The sequence below is a fragment of the Pseudomonas sp. TWP3-2 genome (assembly GCF_049897765.1).
GTDB lineage: Bacteria > Pseudomonadota > Gammaproteobacteria > Pseudomonadales > Pseudomonadaceae > Aquipseudomonas.
Map to the genome: position 1 here is coordinate 1 of NZ_JAFCWW010000004.1, position 19,638 is coordinate 19,638.

Below are 19,638 nucleotides of genomic sequence, written 5' to 3' on the forward strand. Positions count from 1 at the left end.
GGGATCGCGCCAGATCCATCTGATCTGGCGCGATCCCGATTAAACCCGCTCCCACAGAAAACTCTGATGAGGAAGGCCGATGTATCAGTACGACGATTACGACCGGGCGCTGGTGTTCGAGCGCGTTGCGCAGTTTCGCGATCAGGTCGAGCGCTTCATGGGCGGGGAATTGAGTGAAGAGGAGTTCCTGCCGCTGCGTTTGCAAAACGGCCTGTACATGCAAAAGCACGCGTACATGCTGCGCGTGGCGATTCCCTACGGCACCCTCGGCGCCGATCAGCTACGCACGCTGGCGAGCATTGCCGCCGACTACGATCGCGGCTACGGCCACTTCACCACGCGCCAGAATATGCAGTTCAACTGGATCGAGCTGAGCGATGTGCCGGACATCCTCGAGCGCCTGGCGCAGGTCAACATGCACGCGATCCAGACCTCCGGCAACTGCGTGCGCAACATCACCACCGAAGCCTTTGCCGGGGTCGCGGCGGACGAATTGATCGACCCGCGCCCGCTGGCGGAGATCCTGCGACAGTGGTCGACGATCAACCCGGAGTTCCTGTTTCTGCCACGCAAATTCAAGATTGCCATCTGCTCGGCCAAGCAGGATCGCGCGGCGATCATGATGCATGACATCGGCCTTTATCTTTACCCCGGTCGCGACGGGCAGATGCTGTTGCGGGTGATCGTCGGCGGCGGGCTGGGGCGTACGCCGATCCTCGGTTTGCAGATTCGTGACGGCTTGCCGTGGCAGCATTTGCTCTCGTACGTCGAAGCGGTGCTGCGGGTCTACAACCGCCATGGCCGACGCGACAACAAGTACAAGGCGCGGATCAAGATTCTGGTCAAAGCGCTGGGCATCGAGGCGTTCGCCAAGGAAGTCGAAGAAGAATGGCAGCACCTCAAGGACGGCCCGGCGCAGTTGACCGAGGCGGAATTCCAGCGGGTCGCCAACGCGTTTGTGCCGCCGATCTATAAGGCGCTGGCCAATACCGATCTGGAGTTCGGCACGCACATGGCCGAGACACCAGCGTTCGCCCGCTGGGTCGCGCGCAACGTGCAGCCGCACAAAGTGCCGGGTTACACCAGCGTGGTGCTGTCGACCAAACCCGGTCAGGCTTCGCCGCCAGGGGATGTCACTGGCCAGCAGATGCTGGCGGTGGCCGACTGGTCCGAGCGTTTCGGTTTCGGCGAGATTCGCATTGCCCATGAACAGAACATCGTCTTGCCGGACGTGCCGAAATCCCAGCTGTTCGCGCTGTGGCAAAAGGCATGCGCGCACGGGCTGGGGAGCGCCAACGTCGGGTTGCTGACCGACATCATTGCTTGCCCCGGTGGCGATTTCTGCGCATTGGCCAACGCCAAGTCGATCCCGATTACTCAGGCGATTCAGGCGCGTTTCGACAACCTCGATTATCTGCATGACCTCGGTGACATCAGCCTGAATATCTCCGGTTGCATCAACGCCTGCGGCCATCATCACATTGGCAACATCGGCATTCTGGGTGTCGATAAAAACGGCAGCGAGTGGTACCAGATCACCCTTGGCGGCGCGCAGGGTCGCAACAGTTCACTGGGCAAGGTGATTGGCCCGTCATTCAGCGCTGCGGAGATTCCGCAGGTGATCGAGCGGATCATCGGCACGTTTGTGCGTTATCGCGAAAGCGAGGAGCTGTTCATCGATACGGTGGCGCGCATCGGGTTGGAGCCGTTCAAGGAACGCGTGTATCCGAAAGCGCTGGAGGTTTCGGCATGAACAATCTGCTGCGCATGGAGGAGGGTGGCGCGCGGATTGTCACGGATGATCCGTGGACGCTGGTGCGCTCGCCTGAAACCGATCTTCCCGCTGCCATGGCGATCCTGCCGCTGGCGCACTGGCTCGAATCGCCCTCGACCCACGCGGTTTGGCTCGGGCCGGATGACGGCGTTGAAAGCCTGCTGCCGTGGCTGGCCTCACTGCCGCTGATTGCCCTCGACTTTCCGAGCTTTCGCGATGGCCGCGCCTATAGCCAGGCGTATTTGCTGCGCAGTCGTTTCGGCTGGGCCGGGGAGTTGCGCGCGATTGGCGATGTGCTGCGCGATCAACTCAGCCACATGCGCCAGTGCGGGTTTGACAGCTTTGCCGTGCGCGAGGACAAATCTGCAGAGGATGCGCTGAAGGGTTTGGCCGGGATGAGCGTGCTGTACGGCCGCTCGGTGATCGAGCCACGCCCGTTATTTCGTCGGCGCTGATTCTTTTGTGGCGAGGGAGCTTGCTCCCGCTGGGCTGCGTAGCGGCCCCAAAAAAGAGTGGATGCTGCGCATCCAAGCGGGAGCAAGCTCCCTCGCCACAGGTTTTGTGTGGACTCGAGCGCAGGGGAAACCCTTAGATAGCTGCCCATTTCGGGATTTCTCCTTGGGTCGATGCTGGCCTTTTGGTAGAGTCCTCGCCGCCAGCGGGTTTTCGGCTGGACGACGGAACGAAGAAGGGAGTCTGTTTGTGACTGTGGGCAAAAAGATCTTGGGCCTCACGGCGTTGCTTTTGATGCTGATGCTGTGGGCCAGCTATTTTTACGTGTTCAAGGAAAACCGCGACGGCCAGTTGGGCGGCGCCAACCAGAGCACCGCGTGGTGCGGCACGCCGCCGTCCAATGAAGCGGCGCTGCTGGGCAAGGATCAACTGACTTTGCGCATCACCAACAACCTGCGCGGCGAGTTCATGCTCAGCGGCGCGGTGGTGGTTTCCGAGCGCACCTTCAACCGCTACGACCTCGGCCGTAACGAACTGCGCCTGCGGCTGGAGCCGTTGCAATGGTCGTACGGCGTCACACCGATCTTCCTCGAACAGGTGAAAGTTCTGCCCCTGAGCCGTAACCTGGCGGCGACCAACAAAAGCGCGTTCGCCGAACTCGAATCGCGGCCGATCGGCGTTCAGGGCCGCGTCACCGAATTCCCCTTCGACACCTACCGCTACGGCTACAAACCGGTGCTCTATTACCTCAAGGGCACCGAACGCGTTGACCTGCGCTTCAAGAACATCACCACGCTGATGGAGATGTCCAACACCTTCACGCCCATCCAGAAGTACAACCGCGTCGACTACATCAACGAGAACAACTCGATGATCCGCGACGAAGACTACAAGGCTTACGGCCGGCATGAATGCGCGTTCAGCGTCGAGCGTAAAGGGTCGTTCAAGGTTCTGGTGTTCATGCTGTTGCTGGTGCTGTGCCTGCCGTTGCTGCTAGTGTTCTTCCGCGAAGAGCCGGGGATCGATTTCCTCGCGACGCTGGTGGGGATTGCCGTAGTGCGGGTGTTGCTGGTGGGGCCGGTGGAGGACTTTCAGCTGTACAACATCGACTTCCTGTTTGGCGCGGCGATCTTGCTGGTGGGGACGGTATCGTTGATCAAGGCGATGCGCGCGAACAGTCGGCGCGAGATGAAGATGAGGAGTGGTGAGACTTCTTCCTGGTAATCAACTGTGCTTGTGATCGGTTGCGCGAATTTTGCGTTCGGCGAACGCAAAAAACCGGGGTTTAGCTATAACTGTATTTCCCCCGCGCAATAAATCCGAACATCTGACAGGAGTTACAGCATGAAGCTAGCAGTAATGATGAGCACGCTGTGCATTGCCACGCTCGGAGTGGTGGGCTGCTCCAGCAAAACCGTCGCTCCCGATGAGTACTCCGGCTTCCTGAAAGATTACAGCCAGCTCAGGGAAGCCAAATCGCCGTCGGGCGCCGAGGTGATGCGCTGGATGGATCCCAAGCTCGACACCCGCAAGTTCACCAGTGTTTACATCGAGCCGACTCAGCTCTATCCCAAGCCGCAAGCTACGGTGAAAATTCCGCAGCAGACCCTCAATGGCATCACCGGTTATTACGATCAGGCGCTCAAACGTGAGCTCGGCAAGTCGCTGCCATTGGCCGCTGCTCCTGGCCCGGGCGTGATTGTGGTGCGTGCGGCGATCACCGCAGTCAGCAGCAAGACTGAAGGTCTGAAACCGTATGAAGTGATTCCGATTGCACTGGTGGCGGCGGCGGTCAGCACGGCCAGCGGCATTCGCGATCAGGAAACCACGCTGGCCACTGAAGCGGTGTTTCTCGATGGCGGCAACAACCATGTGCTCGCTCAAGTCGTGCGCAAAGGCACCGGCAAACCGCTGCAAAACGATTCGCAGGTGATGCACGCCAGTGACGTTAAAAACGTGATAGATGGCTGGGCTTCGGATCTGCATCAGTCCTACCTCAAGCTCAAATCCAAATAACCAACGTTCCAGGTGTCAGGCTTTTCTGGACTGGTCGCGAATGCGTTCTTCCTGTTCGCGCAACTCGGGGGTGAATTCAGCGCCAAAGTCTTCGGCGCTGAACACCTGGCGAATCTCGATTTCGGCATCGGTGCCGGGCATCGGATTCGGGCAGCGTTTGACCCATTCGATGGCTTCGTCTTTGGATTTCACGTCCCAGATCCAGTAGCCGGCGATCAGCTCTTTGGTTTCGGCGAACGGGCCGTCGATCACGCTGCGGGTTTCACCAGTGAAACGTACGCGCGCGCCTTTGCTGCTGGGGTGAAGGCCGTCGGCCGAGACCAGAATGCCGGCCTTGGCCAGTTCCTCGTTGTAATTGCCCATGGCGGTGAGCAGTTCTTCGCTGGGCATGACCCCGGCTTCGGAATCCGGGCTGGCTTTGACGATGATCATGAAGCGCATGGTTTTTCTCCGGTGGTTTTGCGGCTATTCACGGTGTAGTCGAATGAGCGAAACCCGAATCGACAAATCGAGAAAAAAACAAGAATCACCGCAGACCCCCTGTAGGGGCCCGCTGGTTGTATCCAGTTTCGCGTGCACAACCATGACAATTTCAGTTCAACCATAGGTCGTCGGACAATTTCGTGGTTAACTTCGGCCTCTCAGAAATTCTTAACAACAACGTTCAGAAGGACTACGTTCATGGCTCAAGTCACTCTTAAAGGCAACCCGGTTCAAGTCAACGGCCAGTTGCCACAAGCCGGTTCCAAGGCACCAGCCTTTTCTCTGGTTGCCGGCAATCTGTCCGACGTGACCCTGGCGAGCTTCGCCGGCAAACGCAAAGTGCTGAACATCTTCCCAAGCGTCGACACCCCGACCTGCGCCACCTCCGTGCGCAAGTTCAACGCTCAGGCCAATGACGTGGCCAACACCGTGGTGCTGTGCATTTCGGCTGACCTGCCGTTCGCTCAGGCACGCTTCTGCGGCGCCGAAGGTCTGGAAAACGTACAGAACCTGTCGACCCTGCGCGGCGCCGAGTTCATCGAAAACTACGGTGTGGCCATCGCTGACGGCCCGCTGAAAGGCCTGACTGCACGTGCCGTGGTCGTGCTCGACGAAAACGACAACGTGCTGCACAGCGAACTGGTCAAGGAAATCGCTGAAGAGCCGAACTACGACGCAGCGTTGGCAGTGCTTAAATAAGCATTCGCAAACAGCGTTTTTACAATTGTTAACGGCCTGGCCCTGTCCAGGCCGTTTTCATTTGTGTATCAGTGTTTTGCCTCACACCTTGAAACGTAAGTTGAAGGTAAATTGCCGGTAAAGCTGCTTTGCTTTACCCCCATCAGTGCTTATCGTTCAGCCTCCCGTAGAAGAAGCCCACGCGCCCAATGGTTAATCACTCCATGCAATCGTCCCCCCGTAACTCCCGTCGCTGGCTGATCAGCCTGCTTGTATTGTTGGTCATCGCCGTTCTGTGCTGGAAATTCTGGCCGGCAGGCTCTGCTAGCAAGGAGGGCGCAGACAAGGCTGCGGCCGGGCATACGGGCCGTTCGGGGATGATGCGTCCGGGCTTCGGCGGTGCGGCCGGGCCGATTCCGGTGCGCGTGGCGCCGGCGGTCAAGGGTGACTTCCCGCTGTACTACAAAGCCTTGGGCACGGTGACGGCGCTGAACACCATCAATGTGCGCAGCCGGGTTGGCGGCGAACTGGTGAAGATCCATTTCGAAGAAGGGCAGATGGTCAAGGCCGGCGACCTGCTGGCAGAGATCGACCCGCGCTCGTACCAGAACGCCTTGCTGCAGGCTGAAGGCACCTTGCTGCAGAATCAGGCACAACTGAAAAACGCCCAGGTCGACGTCGAGCGCTATCGCGGCCTGTTCAAGGAAGACAGCATTGCCAAACAGACACTGGACACCGCTGAAGCGCTGGTCGGCCAGTATCTTGGCACCGTGAAGACCAATCAGGCGGCGGTCAACGACGCCAAGCTCAATCTCGAATTCACCAAGATTCGCGCGCCGATTGCCGGCCGCGTTGGCCTGCGGCAGATCGACGTTGGCAACCTGGTCACCGCCAATGACACCACATTCATTGCGGTCATCACCCAGACCCAGCCAATCAGCGTTGCCTTCACGCTGCCGGAAAACACCCTCGATACCGTGCTCGCGCGCTACCGCAGCGGCGCCAAGTTGCCGGCCGAAGCCTGGGATCGCGGTGACACAAAACTGCAAGCCACCGGCGTACTGCAAAGTCTCGACAACCAGATCGACGTGACCACCGGCACCCTGAAATTCAAGGCACGCTACGAAAACCGCGATCAGTCGCTGTTCCCCAATCAGTTCGTCAACATCCACCTTCTGGCTGACACGCTGAAAGGCGTCGTGCTGGCACCGTCGGCGGCGATTCAGTTCGGCACCAACGGCACCTTCGTTTATGCGCTGGACGGCGACAAAAAAGTCACCATCCGCCAGTTGAAAATCGGCGCCAGCGACGGCGACAACACTGTCATCACCGAAGGTCTCGCCGCTGGTGACCGCGTTGTGCTGGAAGGCACCGACCGCTTGAAAGAAGGCAGCGAAGTGGAAGTGGTCAACGACAGCCAGGACGTGCCGACCACTCCGACCGAACACCTGCAAGGCAAATCGGCCGCCACCCCGGCTGACGCCGCTGTCACCGACAAGGCCAAGAAGGGCGCATGAACATTTCGCGGCTGTTCATCCTCCGTCCGGTAGCCACTACGCTGAGCATGCTGGCCATCGTGCTGGCCGGTCTGATCGCTTATCGCTTGTTGCCGGTTTCGGCTTTGCCACAGGTCGATTACCCGACCATCCGCGTCATGACGCTGTACCCCGGCGCCAGTCCGGACGTGATGACCAGCGCCGTGACCGCGCCGCTGGAGCGCCAATTCGGGCAGATGCCGGGCCTGACGCAGATGGCTTCGACCAGTTCCGGGGGCGCCTCGGTGCTGACCTTGCGCTTCAGCCTCGACATCAACATGGACGTCGCCGAACAACAGGTGCAAGCCGCGATCAACGCCGCGACCAATCTGCTGCCGACCGACTTACCGGCGCCGCCGGTGTACAACAAGGTCAACCCGGCGGACACCCCGGTACTGACCCTGGCCATCACCTCGAAAACCATGCTGCTGCCCAAGCTCAACGATCTGGTCGATACGCGCATGGCGCAGAAAATCGCGCAGATCAGCGGCGTCGGCATGGTCAGCATCGCTGGCGGTCAGCGTCAGGCGGTGCGGATCAAGGTCAACCCGGAAGCACTGGCGGCCAACGGCTTGAACCTGTCGGACGTGCGCACTTTGATTGGTGCGTCCAACGTCAATCAGCCCAAGGGTAACTTCGACGGCCCGACCCGGGTGTCGATGCTCGATGCCAACGACCAACTGACTTCACCCAAGGATTACGCCAACCTGATTCTGGCCTACGCCAATGGCGCGCCGCTGCGACTGAAAGATGTGGCGGAAATCGTCGACGGCGCCGAGAACGAGCGCCTGGCCGCGTGGGCCAACCAGAATCAAGCGGTGTTGTTGAATATCCAGCGCCAGCCGGGCGCCAACGTGATCGAAGTGGTTGACCGGATCAAGGCGTTACTGCCAAGCATCACCGACAACTTGCCGGCCGGCCTCGAAGTCACCGTGCTCACCGACCGCACCCAGACCATCCGCGCCTCGGTCACCGACGTGCAGCACGAACTGTTGATTGCCATCGCGCTGGTGGTGATGGTCACGTTCCTGTTTCTGCGCCGCGCCAGCGCGACGATCATTCCCTCGATTGCCGTGCCACTGTCGCTGATCGGCACCTTCGGCGTGATGTACCTGGCCGGGTTCTCGGTGAACAACCTGACGCTGATGGCACTGACCATCGCCACCGGTTTTGTGGTCGACGATGCGATTGTGATGTTGGAGAACATCGCGCGTTTCATTGAAGAGGGCGACAGCCCGATGCAGGCTGCGCTCAAAGGCGCGAAGCAGATCGGCTTCACCCTGATTTCCCTGACCCTGTCGCTGATCGCGGTATTGATTCCGCTGCTGTTCATGGCCGATGTGGTCGGGCGGTTGTTCCGCGAGTTCGCCATCACCCTGGCGGTGGCGATCCTGATTTCGCTGGTGGTCTCGCTGACCCTGACGCCGATGATGTGCGCGCGTTTGCTCAAACGAGAGCCTGAGCCGCACGAGCAGGGCCGGTTCTACCGTTCCAGCGGCGCGGTCATCGACTGGATGATCGCCGCGTACGGGCGCAAGTTGCAGTGGGTGCTCAAGCATCAGCCGCTGACCCTACTGGTGGCCATCGGCACACTGGCGCTGACGGTCGTGCTGTATATGGTGGTGCCGAAAGGTTTCTTCCCGGTGCAGGACACCGGTGTGATTCAGGGCATCTCGGAAGCGCCGCAGTCGATCTCCTTCGCGGCGATGGGCGAGCGCCAGCAGGCACTGGCCAAGGTGATTCTTGAAGATCCCGCCGTGGAAAGCCTGTCGTCCTACATCGGGATCGACGGCGATAACGCCACGCTCAACAGCGGCCGCTTGCTGATCAACCTCAAGTCTCACGCTGATCGCGATCTGAGCGCGACTGAGGTGATAGCTCGCCTGCAACCACAACTGGACAAACTGGTGGGCATCCGCCTGTTCATGCAGCCGGTGCAGGATCTGACCATCGAAGACCGGGTCAGCCGCACGCAATACCAATTCAGCATGTCCTCGCCAGACTCCGAACTGCTCAGTCAGTGGAGCGGGCGACTGGTCGAAGCATTGGCGCAGCGCCCGGAACTGACCGACGTCGCCAGCGACTTGCAGGACAAGGGTCTGCAGGTGTTCCTGGTGATCGATCGCGATGCGGCTTCGCGCCTCGGCGTGTCGGTGTCGAACATCACCGATGCCCTGTACGACGCCTTTGGCCAACGGCAGATTTCCACGATTTACACCCAGGCCAGCCAGTACCGCGTGGTGTTGCAAGCGCAGTCCGGCGAGAAGATCGGCCCGCAGGCGCTGGATCAGATTCACGTCAAAACCACCGACGGCGGTCAGGTTCGCCTGTCGAGTCTGGCGCATGTCGAAGAACGCCAGGCGCAACTGGCGATCACCCACATCGGCCAGTTTCCGGCAGTGATGATGTCCTTCAACCTCGCGCCCGGTGTGGCGCTGGGGCATGCGGTGGACGTGATCGAGCAGGTGCAGAAAGACATCGGCATGCCGATCGGTGTGCAGACCCAGTTCCAGGGCGCGGCCGAAGCCTTTCAGGCTTCGCTGTCGAGCACCTTGCTGCTGATTCTTGCAGCAGTGGTGACCATGTACATCGTGCTCGGCGTGCTCTACGAGAGCTACATCCACCCGATCACCATTCTCTCGACCCTGCCGTCGGCGGCCGTCGGCGCCTTGCTGGCGTTGCTCCTGAGTGGCAACGATTTGGGGATGATCGCGATCATCGGCATCATTTTGCTGATCGGCATCGTCAAGAAGAACGCGATCATGATGATCGACTTCGCCCTCGATGCTGAGCGCAATCAGGGCATGGATCCGGAAACCGCGATCTATCAAGCCGCGCTGCTGCGCTTCCGGCCAATCCTGATGACCACGCTGGCTGCGCTGTTTGGCGCGGTGCCGCTGATGCTGGCGACCGGTTCCGGCGCTGAATTGCGTCAACCGCTGGGTCTGGTAATGGTCGGCGGTTTGCTGCTGAGCCAAGTGTTGACGCTGTTCACCACGCCGGTGATCTACCTGTACTTCGACCGTCTCGGTCGGCGCTGGGGCCGCGCGCCTTCGGCCGTGGAGCCGGTAGAACAGCCATGAACCTGTCCGGTCCTTTCATCAAGCGCCCGGTGGCGACCATGCTCCTGAGCCTGGCGATCATGCTGCTCGGTGGCGTGAGCTTCGGCCTGCTGCCGGTGTCGCCGCTGCCGCAAATGGATTTCCCGGTGATCGTGGTGCAGGCCAGCCTGCCCGGTGCCAGCCCGGAAGTCATGGCCTCGACCGTGGCGACGCCGCTGGAGCGCTCGTTCGGCGCGATTGCCGGCGTCAACACCATGAGCAGTCGTTCCAGCCAAGGCTCGACCCGGGTCATTCTGCAATTCGACCTCGACCGCGACATCAACGGCGCGGCGCGCGAAGTGCAAGCGGCGATCAACGCCTCGCGCAACCTGCTGCCGAGCGGGATGCGCAGCATGCCGACCTACAAGAAGGTCAACCCGTCGCAAGCGCCGATCATGGTCTTGTCGCTGACTTCGGACGTGCTGGAAAAAGGTCAGTTGTACGATTTGGCCTCGACCATCCTTTCGCAGAGCCTTTCGCAGGTGCAGGGCGTCGGTGAAGTGCAGATCGGTGGCAGTTCGCTGCCGGCGGTGCGCATCGAACTCGAACCGCAAGCGCTGAACCAGTACGGCGTGGCGCTCGACGATGTGCGCAAGACCATCGCCGAAGCCAACGTGCGCCGTCCCAAAGGCTCGGTCGAAGACGACCAGCGCTTGTGGCAGATCCAGGCCAACGACCAGTTGGAGAAAGCCAAGGATTACGAATCGCTGATCATCCACTACGCCGATGGCGCCGCGTTGCGTCTGAAAGACGTGGCCAGGGTCAGCGATGGCGTCGAAGACCGCTACAACAGCGGCTTCTTCAACGATGACGCGGCGGTGCTGCTGGTGATCAACCGCCAGGCCGGCGCCAACATCATCGAAACGGTCAACGAGATCAAAGCCCAGTTGCCGGCGCTGCAAGCGGTGTTACCGGCCAGCGTCAAACTGAATCTGGCGATGGACCGCTCGCCGGTGATCAAAGCCACGCTGCACGAAGCGGAAATGACCCTGTTGATCGCCGTGGCGCTGGTGATTCTGGTGGTTTACCTGTTCCTCGGTAACTTCCGCGCTTCGTTGATTCCGACGCTGGCGGTACCGGTGTCGCTGGTCGGCACCTTCGCCGTGATGTACCTCTACGGATTCTCGCTGAACAACCTGTCGCTGATGGCGCTGATTCTCGCCACCGGGCTGGTGGTGGACGATGCCATCGTGGTGCTGGAGAACATCTCCCGGCATATCGACGAAGGCGTCAAGCCGATGCAGGCCGCGTACCTTGGGGCCAAGGAAGTCGGTTTTACCTTGTTGTCGATGAACGTGTCGCTGGTGGCGGTGTTCCTGTCGATTCTGTTCATGGGCGGGATTGTCGAAAGCCTGTTTCGCGAGTTTTCGATCACGCTGGCTGCAGCCATCGTGGTGTCACTGGTGGTTTCGCTGACGCTGACGCCGATGCTCTGCGCGCGCTGGCTCAAACCGCATACGCCCGGTCAGGAAAATCGCCTGCAACGCTGGAGCCGCCACACCAACGACTGGATGGTCGGCAAATACGCCACCAGCCTCGACTGGGTGCTGCGCCATCGGCGCCTGACCCTGCTCAGCCTGTTCGTCACGGTCGGGGTCAACGTCGCGCTGTATGTGGTGGTGCCGAAGACTTTCATGCCGCAGCAGGACACCGGCCAGTTGATCGGCTTCGTGCGTGGCGATGACGGACTCTCGTTCAGCGTGATGCAGCCGAAGATGGAAATCTTCCGCCGCGAAGTGCTCAAGGACCCTGCAGTAGAAAGCGTTGCCGGTTTCATTGGTGGCAGCAACGGCACCAACAATGCGTTCATGCTGGTGCGTCTGAAACCGATCAAGGAGCGTAACCTCTCGGCGCAGAAAGTCATCGAGCGCATGCGCAAGGAAATGCCCAAGGTGCCGGGCGCGCAACTGATGCTGATGGCCGATCAGGACCTGCAATTTGGCGGTGGCCGCGAACAGACCACGTCGCAGTACAGCTACATTTTGCAAAGCGGTGACCTGGGGGCCTTGCGCGAGTGGTACCCGAAAGTGGTGACCGCGCTGCGAGCCTTGCCGGAACTGACCGCGATCGATGCCCGCGAGGGCGGAGGGGCTCAGCAGGTGACGCTGATTGTCGACCGGGATCAGGCCAAACGTCTCGGCGTAGATATGGAGATGGTCACCGCTGTGCTCAACAACGCTTACAGCCAGCGGCAGATTTCGACGATCTACGACAGCCTCAACCAGTATCAAGTGGTGATGGAGGTCAATCCGAAATATGCCCAGGATCCGGTGACGCTCAAGCAGGTCCAAGTGATTACCGCCGATGGCGCGCGAATTCCGCTGTCGACCTTCGCCCATTACGAAAACAGTCTGGAAAACGACCGTGTCAGCCATGAAGGCCAGTTCGCCTCTGAAAGCATCGCGTTTGACATGGCCGAAGGCGTGACGGTGGAGCAGGGTGGCGCTGCCATCGAGCGGGCGATTGCCAAGGTCGGATTGCCGGAAGACGTGATCGCGAAAATGGCCGGCACCGCCGACGCCTTCGCCGCCACGCAGAAAAGCCAGCCGTTCATGATTCTCGGTGCGTTGCTGGCGGTGTATCTGGTGCTTGGCGTGCTGTACGAAAGCTACATTCACCCACTGACCATTCTGTCCACGTTGCCATCGGCCGGGGTTGGTGCGCTGCTGTCGATCTATGCGCTGGGCGGTGAATTCAGCCTGATCTCGTTGCTCGGATTGTTCCTGCTGATCGGCGTGGTGAAGAAGAACGCGATCCTGATGATCGACCTCGCGCTGCAACTGGAGCGCCATCAAGGACTGTCGCCGCTGGAATCGATCCGCAGCGCCTGCCTGCAACGTTTGCGCCCGATCCTGATGACCACGCTGGCGGCAATCCTCGGTGCCTTGCCATTGCTGCTCGGCCGTGCCGAAGGCGCGGAAATGCGCCAGCCTCTGGGCCTGACCATTATTGGCGGGCTGATTTTCAGCCAGGTCCTGACCCTTTACACCACCCCGGTGGTTTACCTCTATCTCGACAAGCTGCGCCATCGCTTCAACAAATGGCGTGGCGTGCGTACTGATGCTGCTCTGGAAACTCCGCTATGACCGACCGTTCGCTTTTCACTCTGGCCACTGTTCGCGGTTCGCGTCTGTTGAGCCTGTCACTGTGTGTGGTGATGCTCAGTGCCTGCGCCGTCGGCCCGGACTACCAGCGCCCGCAAACCGCTGAAATCGCTCAGTACAAAGAGGCCGAGGGCTGGCGTCAGGCCAACCCGAGCGATTCATTGGCGCGTGGCGCGTGGTGGGAGCTTTATGGCGACCGCCAGCTCAACGAACTGATCGAGAAACTCAACAGCTCGAACCAGACCGTCGCCCAGTCAGAAGCTCAGTATCGTCAGGCGCAGGCGTTGGTGCGTAGCGCGCGCGGCGCGTTTTACCCAAGCGTTGATCTGAGCGTCGGCAAGACCCGCTCCAGCCAAGGCACCGGCAGCAGCAGTTCGAGCCTGAGCAGTTCTTCCAGCGGCATTCGTGACACCTACAACGCCGAATTGGGCGTCAGTTGGGAGGCGGATATCTGGGGCAAATTGCGCCGGGGTCTGGAGGCTGACCAGGCCAGCGCTCAGGCAAGTTTTGCCGATCTGGCAGCGATGCGTCTGAGTCAGCAGTCGGAACTGGTGCAAAACTATCTGCAATTGCGCGTGATCGATCAGCAGAAACGCTTGCTCGAATCGACCGTCGCGGCTTATCAGCGCTCGCTGAAAATGACTCAGAACCAGTACAACGCGGGCGTTTCCGGGCGTGATGCAGTGGCGCAGGCGCAGACTCAGCTGAAAACCACCCAAGGTGATCTGGTCGATCTGATCTGGCAGCGCGCGCAGTTTGAAAACGCGATCGCGGTGCTCACCGGTCAGCCGCCGGCGCAGTTCAGCATTGCCGAAAGCCAGGACATTCCCAAGCTCCCGCAGATTCCGCTGAGTCTGCCATCGCAATTGCTCGAACGCCGCCCGGACATCGCCTCGGCCGAACGCTCGGTCATCGCCGCCAACGCCAACATCGGTGTGGCCAAAGCCGCCTATTACCCAGACTTGTCTCTCAGCCTCAGTGGCGGTTACAGCAGCAGCACCTCGCAGAACCTGATCAGCCTGCCCAACCGCTTCTGGTCGGTCGGCCCGAAAATGACCCTGCCACTGTTCGACGGCGGTATCCGCTCGGCAGAAGTCGACCGCACCGAAGCGGTCTACGACCAGACCGTGGCCAAATACCGCCAGACCGTGCTCGACGGCTTTCGCGAAGTTGAAAACTATCTGATCCAATTGAAGGTGTACGAAGACGAAGCGGCCGTACGCCAGGAAGCGCTGGATGCTGCACGTGATTCCTTGCGCCTGACCGAAAACCAGTACAAGGCCGGCGTAATTGCCTACCTCGACGTTGTCACGGTGCAGGCCACCGCACTGAGCAACGAGCGCACGGTCCTCAATATCCTGCAGAACCGCCTGATCGCCAGCGTGCAACTCATTGCCGCATTGGGCGGCGGCTGGGACGGCGAGCTCGAACCCACCGAAACCCCATAGGCTGGATCCGATCCTGTAGGAGCTGCCGCAGGCTGCGATCTTTTGATCTTGATTACGCCAAACAAAGTCAAAAGATCGCAGCCTGCGGCAGCTCCTACATGAACCGAGCCACCGTGCTAGAGCGTTGTAGAACAATAAAACAAGCGTTTCATCGGCTTGATGGCCAATTGCTCAGTTTGTCAGTGCGTTCTTCCGTGCAATCAGTACAATCGCCGCCTTGGCCCCGCTGAGAACGGACGCAGTACGGCGGGGTGGTCACGAGAATTCGCATGCTCATCGGTAGTTATTCCTTCACCCTGGTTTTCATTTCGCTGTGTGTGGCGATTCTCGCGTCGTACACCGCGCTTGATCTGACCGGGCGCATCGCCACGGCCAGAGGCCGCGCCGTGCATTTCTGGATGGCGGGTGGTGCGTTCGCCATGGGCATCGGCGTCTGGTCGATGCATTTCATTGGCATGCTGGCTTTCAAACTGCCGATAAATCTCGGATACGACGTCGGCATCACTGCGCTGTCGCTGGTGATTGCCGTGCTGTCCTGTGGTTTTGCGTTGTGGCTGGTCAGTCAGCCGAAGTTGCCGGCGTGGCAACTGGCGTTCGGCGCGTTGATCATGGGCGCTGGCATCAGCGCCATGCATTACACCGGCATGGCCGCGATGCGCATGACGCCCGGTATTGATTACGATCCGAGCTTGTTCGGTGCTTCGCTGATGATCGCGGTTGGCGCTTCGGCGGCAGCGTTGTGGATCGCTTTCCGCCTGCGACAGAATTCGCCCCATGTGTGGCTGTTCCGCGCAGGTGCGGCGATCATCATGGGCGTGGCGATTGTCGGCATGCACTACACCGGCATGGCGGCGGCGCGTTTCCCCGAGGGCAGTTTTTGCGGTGCAGCGCTCAGCGGATTGAACGGTAACGGTCTCGACAGCCTGGTGCTGATCACCACGCTGGCAGTGTTGACCATCGCCTTGCTGACGTCGGTGCTCGACGCGCGCCTCGAGGCACGGACTGCCGATCTGGCGCATTCGCTGACCGTGGCCAACCGCGAACTCACCCAACTGGCGTTGCACGACACGTTGACCGGTCTGCCCAATCGTCTGCTGCTGGACGACCGGATCAATCAGGCGATGAAAAAGGTCAACGAGCAGGGCGGCTGTTTCGCGCTGATGTTCATCGATCTGGACGGCTTCAAACCGGTCAACGACGCCTTCGGCCACCACATGGGCGATCAGCTGTTACGTGAAGTCGGGGTGCGGTTGCGCGAAGATCTGCGCAGTCTGGATACCTTGGCGCGGATCGGCGGCGATGAGTTCGTGCTGCTGGTACGCCTGAGCGAACCGAACGATGCGCTGGGTCTGGCCGCGCGCCAGGTCAGCTTGATCGGGCAATCGTTCCGCGTCGCCGACCACGACTTGCAGATTTCCGCCAGCGTCGGTATTGCGCTGTACCCCGGTAACGGCGAAACCGCGCAGGAATTGTTGATGAACGCCGACGCCGCGATGTACCACGCCAAGGGCGGCGGTAAAAACGGCTACAGCTTCTTCGACGCTTCGATGAACAGCAACGCGCGCAAGCAATTGCAACTGCTCCAGGATCTGCGCGCGGCGCTGGAACACGGCGAATTCAGTCTGCATTACCAGCCAAAATTCGATGCGGTTGGCGGTCGCCCGGTGGGTGCCGAAGCGCTGCTGCGTTGGGAGCATCCGCTGCACGGCATGCTGATGCCCGACAAGTTCATCGATCTGGCGGAGAAGTCCGGCCTGATCATCCCGATTGGCGAATGGGTACTGAATGAAGCCTGCCGGCAGATGCGCGAGTGGTATGTGCTCGGTTACACCGATTGGCGGATCGCGGTGAATCTGTCGGCGTTGCAGTTCTGTCACGCCGGACTGGTGAAGAGCGTCGCCAAAGCCTTGGCCACCCATCATCTGCCGGCCAACAGCCTGACGTTGGAAATCACCGAAACCACGGCCATGAGCGATGCCGACGCCAGCATGATGGTGTTGCAGGAGTTGTCGGACATGGGCGTCGACCTGTCCATCGATGACTTCGGTACCGGGTATTCGAGCCTGATGTACCTCAAGCGCCTGCCGGCCAACGAACTGAAGATCGACCGCGGTTTCGTGCGTGATCTGGAGCATGACAGTGATGACGCGGCGATCGTGTCCGCGATCGTGGCGCTGGGGCAGGCGCTCGGTTTGCGCATTGTGGCCGAAGGTGTGGAAACCGGTGTGCAGCAGGACTTCCTGACCAAACTGGGGTGTGATTCGTTGCAGGGTTATCTGCTTGGCCATCCGCTGCCGGCGGATCGCTTCATGCGCGACATCGTGCGCGGCGAGCAATTGGCCGAGGTCTGACAGCAGACCGAGTCATCGTTCATCGCGGGCAAGCCCGCTCCCACAGGGATTGCGGCGGACCTGTGGGAGCGTGGCTTGCCCGCGATGGCGTCCTGCCAGTCGCCACAGACTCCATGCAAAACCCGGCAGTGACGGTTATTCTTGGCCCCGACTGTCAACAGTGCATTTCGGAGAGCAGCCAGCATGGATAAAGTCATTGTGATCACCGGCGGCGGGCGCGGTATCGGTGCCGCCACGGCATTGTTGGCTGCCGAGCAGGGCTATCGAATCTGCATCAATTACCAGTCGGACGAACAGGCTGCGCATCATGTACTCGAACAGGTGCGTGAACGCGGCGCCACCGCCATTGCGGTTCGTGCCGACGTCAGTATCGAAGACGAAGTGATCGCGCTGTTTCAACGGGTCGACAGCGAGTTGGGTCGGGTCACCGCGCTGGTGAACAACGCCGGTACCGTCGGGCAAAAGTCGCGGGTCGACGAAATGTCCGAATTTCGCATCCTCAAAATCCTCAAGACCAATGTTCTGGCGCCGATCCTCTGCGCCAAGCACGCGATCCTGCGCATGTCGCCCAAGCATGGCGGGCAGGGCGGCAGCATCGTCAATGTGTCCTCGGTTGCTGCACGCTTGGGCTCGCCGAATGAGTACGTTGATTACGCAGCGTCGAAAGGCGCGCTCGACACCTTCACCATCGGCTTGTCCAAGGAAGTCGCGGGCGAGGGGATTCGGGTGAATGCGGTGCGGCCGGGCTACATCTTCACGGATTTCCACGCATTGAGCGGTGATCCGGACCGGGTCAGCAAGCTTGAGTCGGGGATTCCGATGGCCCGCGGTGGGCGTCCGGATGAAGTGGCGGAAGCGATTGTCTGGTTGCTGTCGGACAAGGCTTCGTATGCGACCGGGACTTTTGTGGATTTGGGTGGTGGGCGTTAATTTCTGAGAGCTGTGTTGTCCGGGCGGGCCTCATCGCGGGCAAGCCCGCTCCCACAGTGTTCTATGCTGGCCGCAAATTTTGTGTACGGCACTAAAACCTGTGGGAGCTGGCTTGCCAGCGATGGCGTCAGATCAGACAACACGGAAACGTCAGAACGACCGCACAATCCGCCCCAACGTCTCCATCGCCTTTTCGGTGTCTTCAGTCCACGGGCTGCCGTAATTCAGGCGAATGCAATTCCTAAAGCGCTGGGTCGGTGAAAAAATCGGCCCCGGCGCGATGCTGATGCCTTGCGCCAGCGCCATCTGAAACAACTTCAACGAGTCCATCTGCGCTGGCAGCTCCAGCCACAGAAAGTAGCCACCCGCCGGTTGGCTGACCCGCGTCTGCGCCGGAAAATAACGCGCAATTGCCGCAAGCATCGCACTCTGCTGTTCTTCCAGTGCGTAGCGCAATTTGCGCAGGTGTCGGTCATAACCGCCGTGTTGCAGGTAATCGGCAATGGCCGCTTGCGCCGGCATTGAAGCACACAAAGACGTCATCAGCTTCAGGCGTTCGATCTTCTGCGCGTAACGTCCCGCAGCAACCCAGCCGATGCGGTAGCCGGGGGCCAGGCTTTTGGCGAACGAGCCGCAATGCATCACCAACCCTTCGGTATCAAAAGCCTTGGCCGGTTTTGGCGCCTGCTGGCCGTAATACAGCTCGGCGTAAACGTCGTCCTCGATCAGTGGCACTTGATGCCGGCGCAGCAGTTCGACCAGTTCCTGCTTCTTGGCTTCGGGCATGGTCGCGCCCATCGGGTTCTGGAAACTGGTCATGCACCAGCAGGCTTTGATCGGATGCCGTTCCAGCGTTTGCGCGAGCACGCCGAGATCGATGCCGTCGCGCGGGTGCACGGGGATTTCCACGGCTTTGAGTTTAAGCCGCTCGAGCACTTGCAGGCTGGCGTAAAACGCCGGGGCTTCGATGGCCACCAGATCGCCGGGTTCGGTGACGGCTTGCAGGCACAGGTTCAGCGCCTCGAGCGCGCCGTTAGTGATCAGCAGTTCTTCCATCGGCAACATCAAGCCGCCGACCATGTAGCGCAGGGCGATCTGCCGACGCAGTTGCGGGTTGCCCGGCGACATATCGGTGACGACCATGCGCGGGTCCATCTCGCGCGCCGCGCTGGCCAGCGAACGCGACAGGCGTTGTAGTGGGAACAGCGTCGGGCTAGGGAACGCCGAGCCGAATGGCACGGTGCTCGGGTCCTTGATCGAATCCAGTACCGAGAACACCAGCTCGCTGACGTCAACTTCGGTCGAATCGCTGACGTGGCTGCTGATCACTGGCTCCGAGAATGGGCTCGGTGCGTGGGTGTTGACGAAGTAGCCGGAACGCGGCCGCGCCCGGATCAGGCCCCGGCGTTCCAGCAGGTAGTAGGCCTGGAACACGGTGGACGGGCTGACGCCGTAGGTCTGGCTGGCGTAGCGCACCGACGGCACCCGTTGGCCGGGGCCGAGAACGCCGGAGCGGATCAGTTCAGCGATGTCTTCGGCGAATTTTTCGTAGCGTTTCATCGGGGGCCTTGGTGCTTGCTGGATGTGTAGGGTGGCAGGGAAAAGCCCCTCACCCTAGCCCTCTCCCGGGGGGAGAGGGGACTGATCGGGGGATGCTCACGAAATACATCGACCTGCTGTTGCTTTGCTGAATCCATAATCGACCCGGTATTTCAAGTCGCCAATTATCGAAAGACTCTTCGGTCGGTTCCCTCTCCCTTTGGGC

The 19,638-nt window shown here is 60.5% G+C and carries 13 protein-coding genes; 11 read left to right on the top strand and 2 right to left on the bottom strand.

What is annotated here, in order from left to right:
• The first annotated feature begins 79 nt into the window (after nucleotides 1-79).
• From ACP7EE_RS07685 to ACP7EE_RS07700, 4 genes are all read left to right on the top strand, one after another.
• Entirely contained in the window at nucleotides 80-1,753 is a 1,674-nt protein-coding gene (locus ACP7EE_RS07685; protein ID WP_426234095.1) for a nitrite/sulfite reductase, read from the top strand.
• Complete coding sequence (locus tag ACP7EE_RS07690) at nucleotides 1,750-2,229, top strand: DUF934 domain-containing protein (RefSeq protein ID WP_426200981.1); 480 nt, start codon at nucleotides 1,750-1,752, stop codon at nucleotides 2,227-2,229. Before ACP7EE_RS07685 ends, ACP7EE_RS07690 begins: the two co-directional genes overlap by 4 nt.
• Nucleotides 2,230-2,476: 247 nt before the next feature.
• Nucleotides 2,477-3,451 (top strand): hypothetical protein, encoded by a 975-nt coding sequence (locus ACP7EE_RS07695; RefSeq protein WP_426234096.1) that lies wholly within the window; start codon nucleotides 2,477-2,479, stop codon nucleotides 3,449-3,451.
• A 120-nt stretch (nucleotides 3,452-3,571) separates the two neighbouring features.
• Nucleotides 3,572-4,243: a DUF3313 domain-containing protein gene (locus tag ACP7EE_RS07700; RefSeq protein ID WP_426234097.1), complete on the top strand. Its 672-nt coding sequence runs from the start codon at nucleotides 3,572-3,574 to the stop codon at nucleotides 4,241-4,243.
• A 15-nt stretch (nucleotides 4,244-4,258) separates the two neighbouring features.
• Here the strand turns inward: ACP7EE_RS07700 and ACP7EE_RS07705 are convergent, their stop codons facing one another.
• Nucleotides 4,259-4,684 (bottom strand): YciI family protein, encoded by a 426-nt coding sequence (locus tag ACP7EE_RS07705; protein ID WP_426234098.1) that lies wholly within the window; start codon nucleotides 4,682-4,684, stop codon nucleotides 4,259-4,261.
• Nucleotides 4,685-4,924: 240 nt separating this feature from the next.
• Between ACP7EE_RS07705 and tpx the strand changes: the two genes are divergently transcribed.
• The 7 genes from tpx (at nucleotide 4,925) to ACP7EE_RS07740 (ending at nucleotide 17,873) form a co-directional block, all read left to right on the top strand.
• A complete protein-coding gene (tpx, locus tag ACP7EE_RS07710; protein ID WP_258696018.1) occupies nucleotides 4,925-5,425 on the top strand; it encodes a thiol peroxidase in 501 nt (166 codons plus the stop codon).
• A gap of 188 nt (nucleotides 5,426-5,613) precedes the next feature.
• The gene (locus ACP7EE_RS07715; protein ID WP_426234099.1) at nucleotides 5,614-6,921 is read left to right on the top strand and encodes an MdtA/MuxA family multidrug efflux RND transporter periplasmic adaptor subunit; all 1,308 of its coding nucleotides are present in this window, start codon (nucleotides 5,614-5,616) and stop codon (nucleotides 6,919-6,921) included.
• Nucleotides 6,918-10,022, top strand: a complete 3,105-nt coding sequence (locus ACP7EE_RS07720; protein ID WP_426234100.1) for an MdtB/MuxB family multidrug efflux RND transporter permease subunit — start codon at nucleotides 6,918-6,920, stop codon at nucleotides 10,020-10,022. The genes ACP7EE_RS07715 and ACP7EE_RS07720 overlap by 4 nt, the downstream gene beginning before the upstream one ends.
• On the top strand, nucleotides 10,019-13,126 hold the full coding sequence (locus tag ACP7EE_RS07725; protein WP_426234101.1) for an efflux RND transporter permease subunit: 3,108 nt from the start codon (nucleotides 10,019-10,021) through the stop codon (nucleotides 13,124-13,126). Before ACP7EE_RS07720 ends, ACP7EE_RS07725 begins: the two co-directional genes overlap by 4 nt.
• Nucleotides 13,123-14,592, top strand: coding sequence for an efflux transporter outer membrane subunit (locus ACP7EE_RS07730; protein WP_426234102.1), 1,470 nt, complete (start codon nucleotides 13,123-13,125; stop codon nucleotides 14,590-14,592). Before ACP7EE_RS07725 ends, ACP7EE_RS07730 begins: the two co-directional genes overlap by 4 nt.
• Nucleotides 14,593-14,861: 269 nt before the next feature.
• A complete protein-coding gene (locus ACP7EE_RS07735; protein WP_426234103.1) occupies nucleotides 14,862-16,943 on the top strand; it encodes a putative bifunctional diguanylate cyclase/phosphodiesterase in 2,082 nt (693 codons plus the stop codon).
• A gap of 183 nt (nucleotides 16,944-17,126) precedes the next feature.
• Nucleotides 17,127-17,873, top strand: a complete 747-nt coding sequence (locus ACP7EE_RS07740; RefSeq protein WP_426234104.1) for an SDR family oxidoreductase — start codon at nucleotides 17,127-17,129, stop codon at nucleotides 17,871-17,873.
• 150 nt (nucleotides 17,874-18,023) lie between these two features.
• Here the strand turns inward: ACP7EE_RS07740 and mapR are convergent, their stop codons facing one another.
• Nucleotides 18,024-19,433 (bottom strand): GntR family transcriptional regulator MpaR, encoded by a 1,410-nt coding sequence (mapR, locus tag ACP7EE_RS07745; protein WP_426200966.1) that lies wholly within the window; start codon nucleotides 19,431-19,433, stop codon nucleotides 18,024-18,026.
• Nucleotides 19,434-19,638: the final 205 nt, after the last annotated feature.

What these genes read in the sequence shown, in the direction of transcription:
- ACP7EE_RS07740 (WP_426234104.1), top strand. Translation starts at nt 17,127, where the DNA reads ATGGATAAAGTCATTGTGATCACCGGCGGCGGGCGCGGTATCGGTGCC.
- ACP7EE_RS07715 (WP_426234099.1), top strand. Translation starts at nt 5,614, where the DNA reads ATGGTTAATCACTCCATGCAATCGTCCCCCCGTAACTCCCGTCGCTGG.
- tpx (WP_258696018.1), top strand. Translation starts at nt 4,925, where the DNA reads ATGGCTCAAGTCACTCTTAAAGGCAACCCGGTTCAAGTCAACGGCCAG.
- ACP7EE_RS07705 (WP_426234098.1), bottom strand. Translation starts at nt 4,684, where the DNA reads ATGCGCTTCATGATCATCGTCAAAGCCAGCCCGGATTCCGAAGCCGGG.
- ACP7EE_RS07730 (WP_426234102.1), top strand. Translation starts at nt 13,123, where the DNA reads ATGACCGACCGTTCGCTTTTCACTCTGGCCACTGTTCGCGGTTCGCGT.
- ACP7EE_RS07700 (WP_426234097.1), top strand. Translation starts at nt 3,572, where the DNA reads ATGAAGCTAGCAGTAATGATGAGCACGCTGTGCATTGCCACGCTCGGA.
- ACP7EE_RS07685 (WP_426234095.1), top strand. Translation starts at nt 80, where the DNA reads ATGTATCAGTACGACGATTACGACCGGGCGCTGGTGTTCGAGCGCGTT.
- ACP7EE_RS07720 (WP_426234100.1), top strand. Translation starts at nt 6,918, where the DNA reads ATGAACATTTCGCGGCTGTTCATCCTCCGTCCGGTAGCCACTACGCTG.
- ACP7EE_RS07735 (WP_426234103.1), top strand. Translation starts at nt 14,862, where the DNA reads ATGCTCATCGGTAGTTATTCCTTCACCCTGGTTTTCATTTCGCTGTGT.
- ACP7EE_RS07725 (WP_426234101.1), top strand. Translation starts at nt 10,019, where the DNA reads ATGAACCTGTCCGGTCCTTTCATCAAGCGCCCGGTGGCGACCATGCTC.
- ACP7EE_RS07690 (WP_426200981.1), top strand. Translation starts at nt 1,750, where the DNA reads ATGAACAATCTGCTGCGCATGGAGGAGGGTGGCGCGCGGATTGTCACG.
- mapR (WP_426200966.1), bottom strand. Translation starts at nt 19,433, where the DNA reads ATGAAACGCTACGAAAAATTCGCCGAAGACATCGCTGAACTGATCCGC.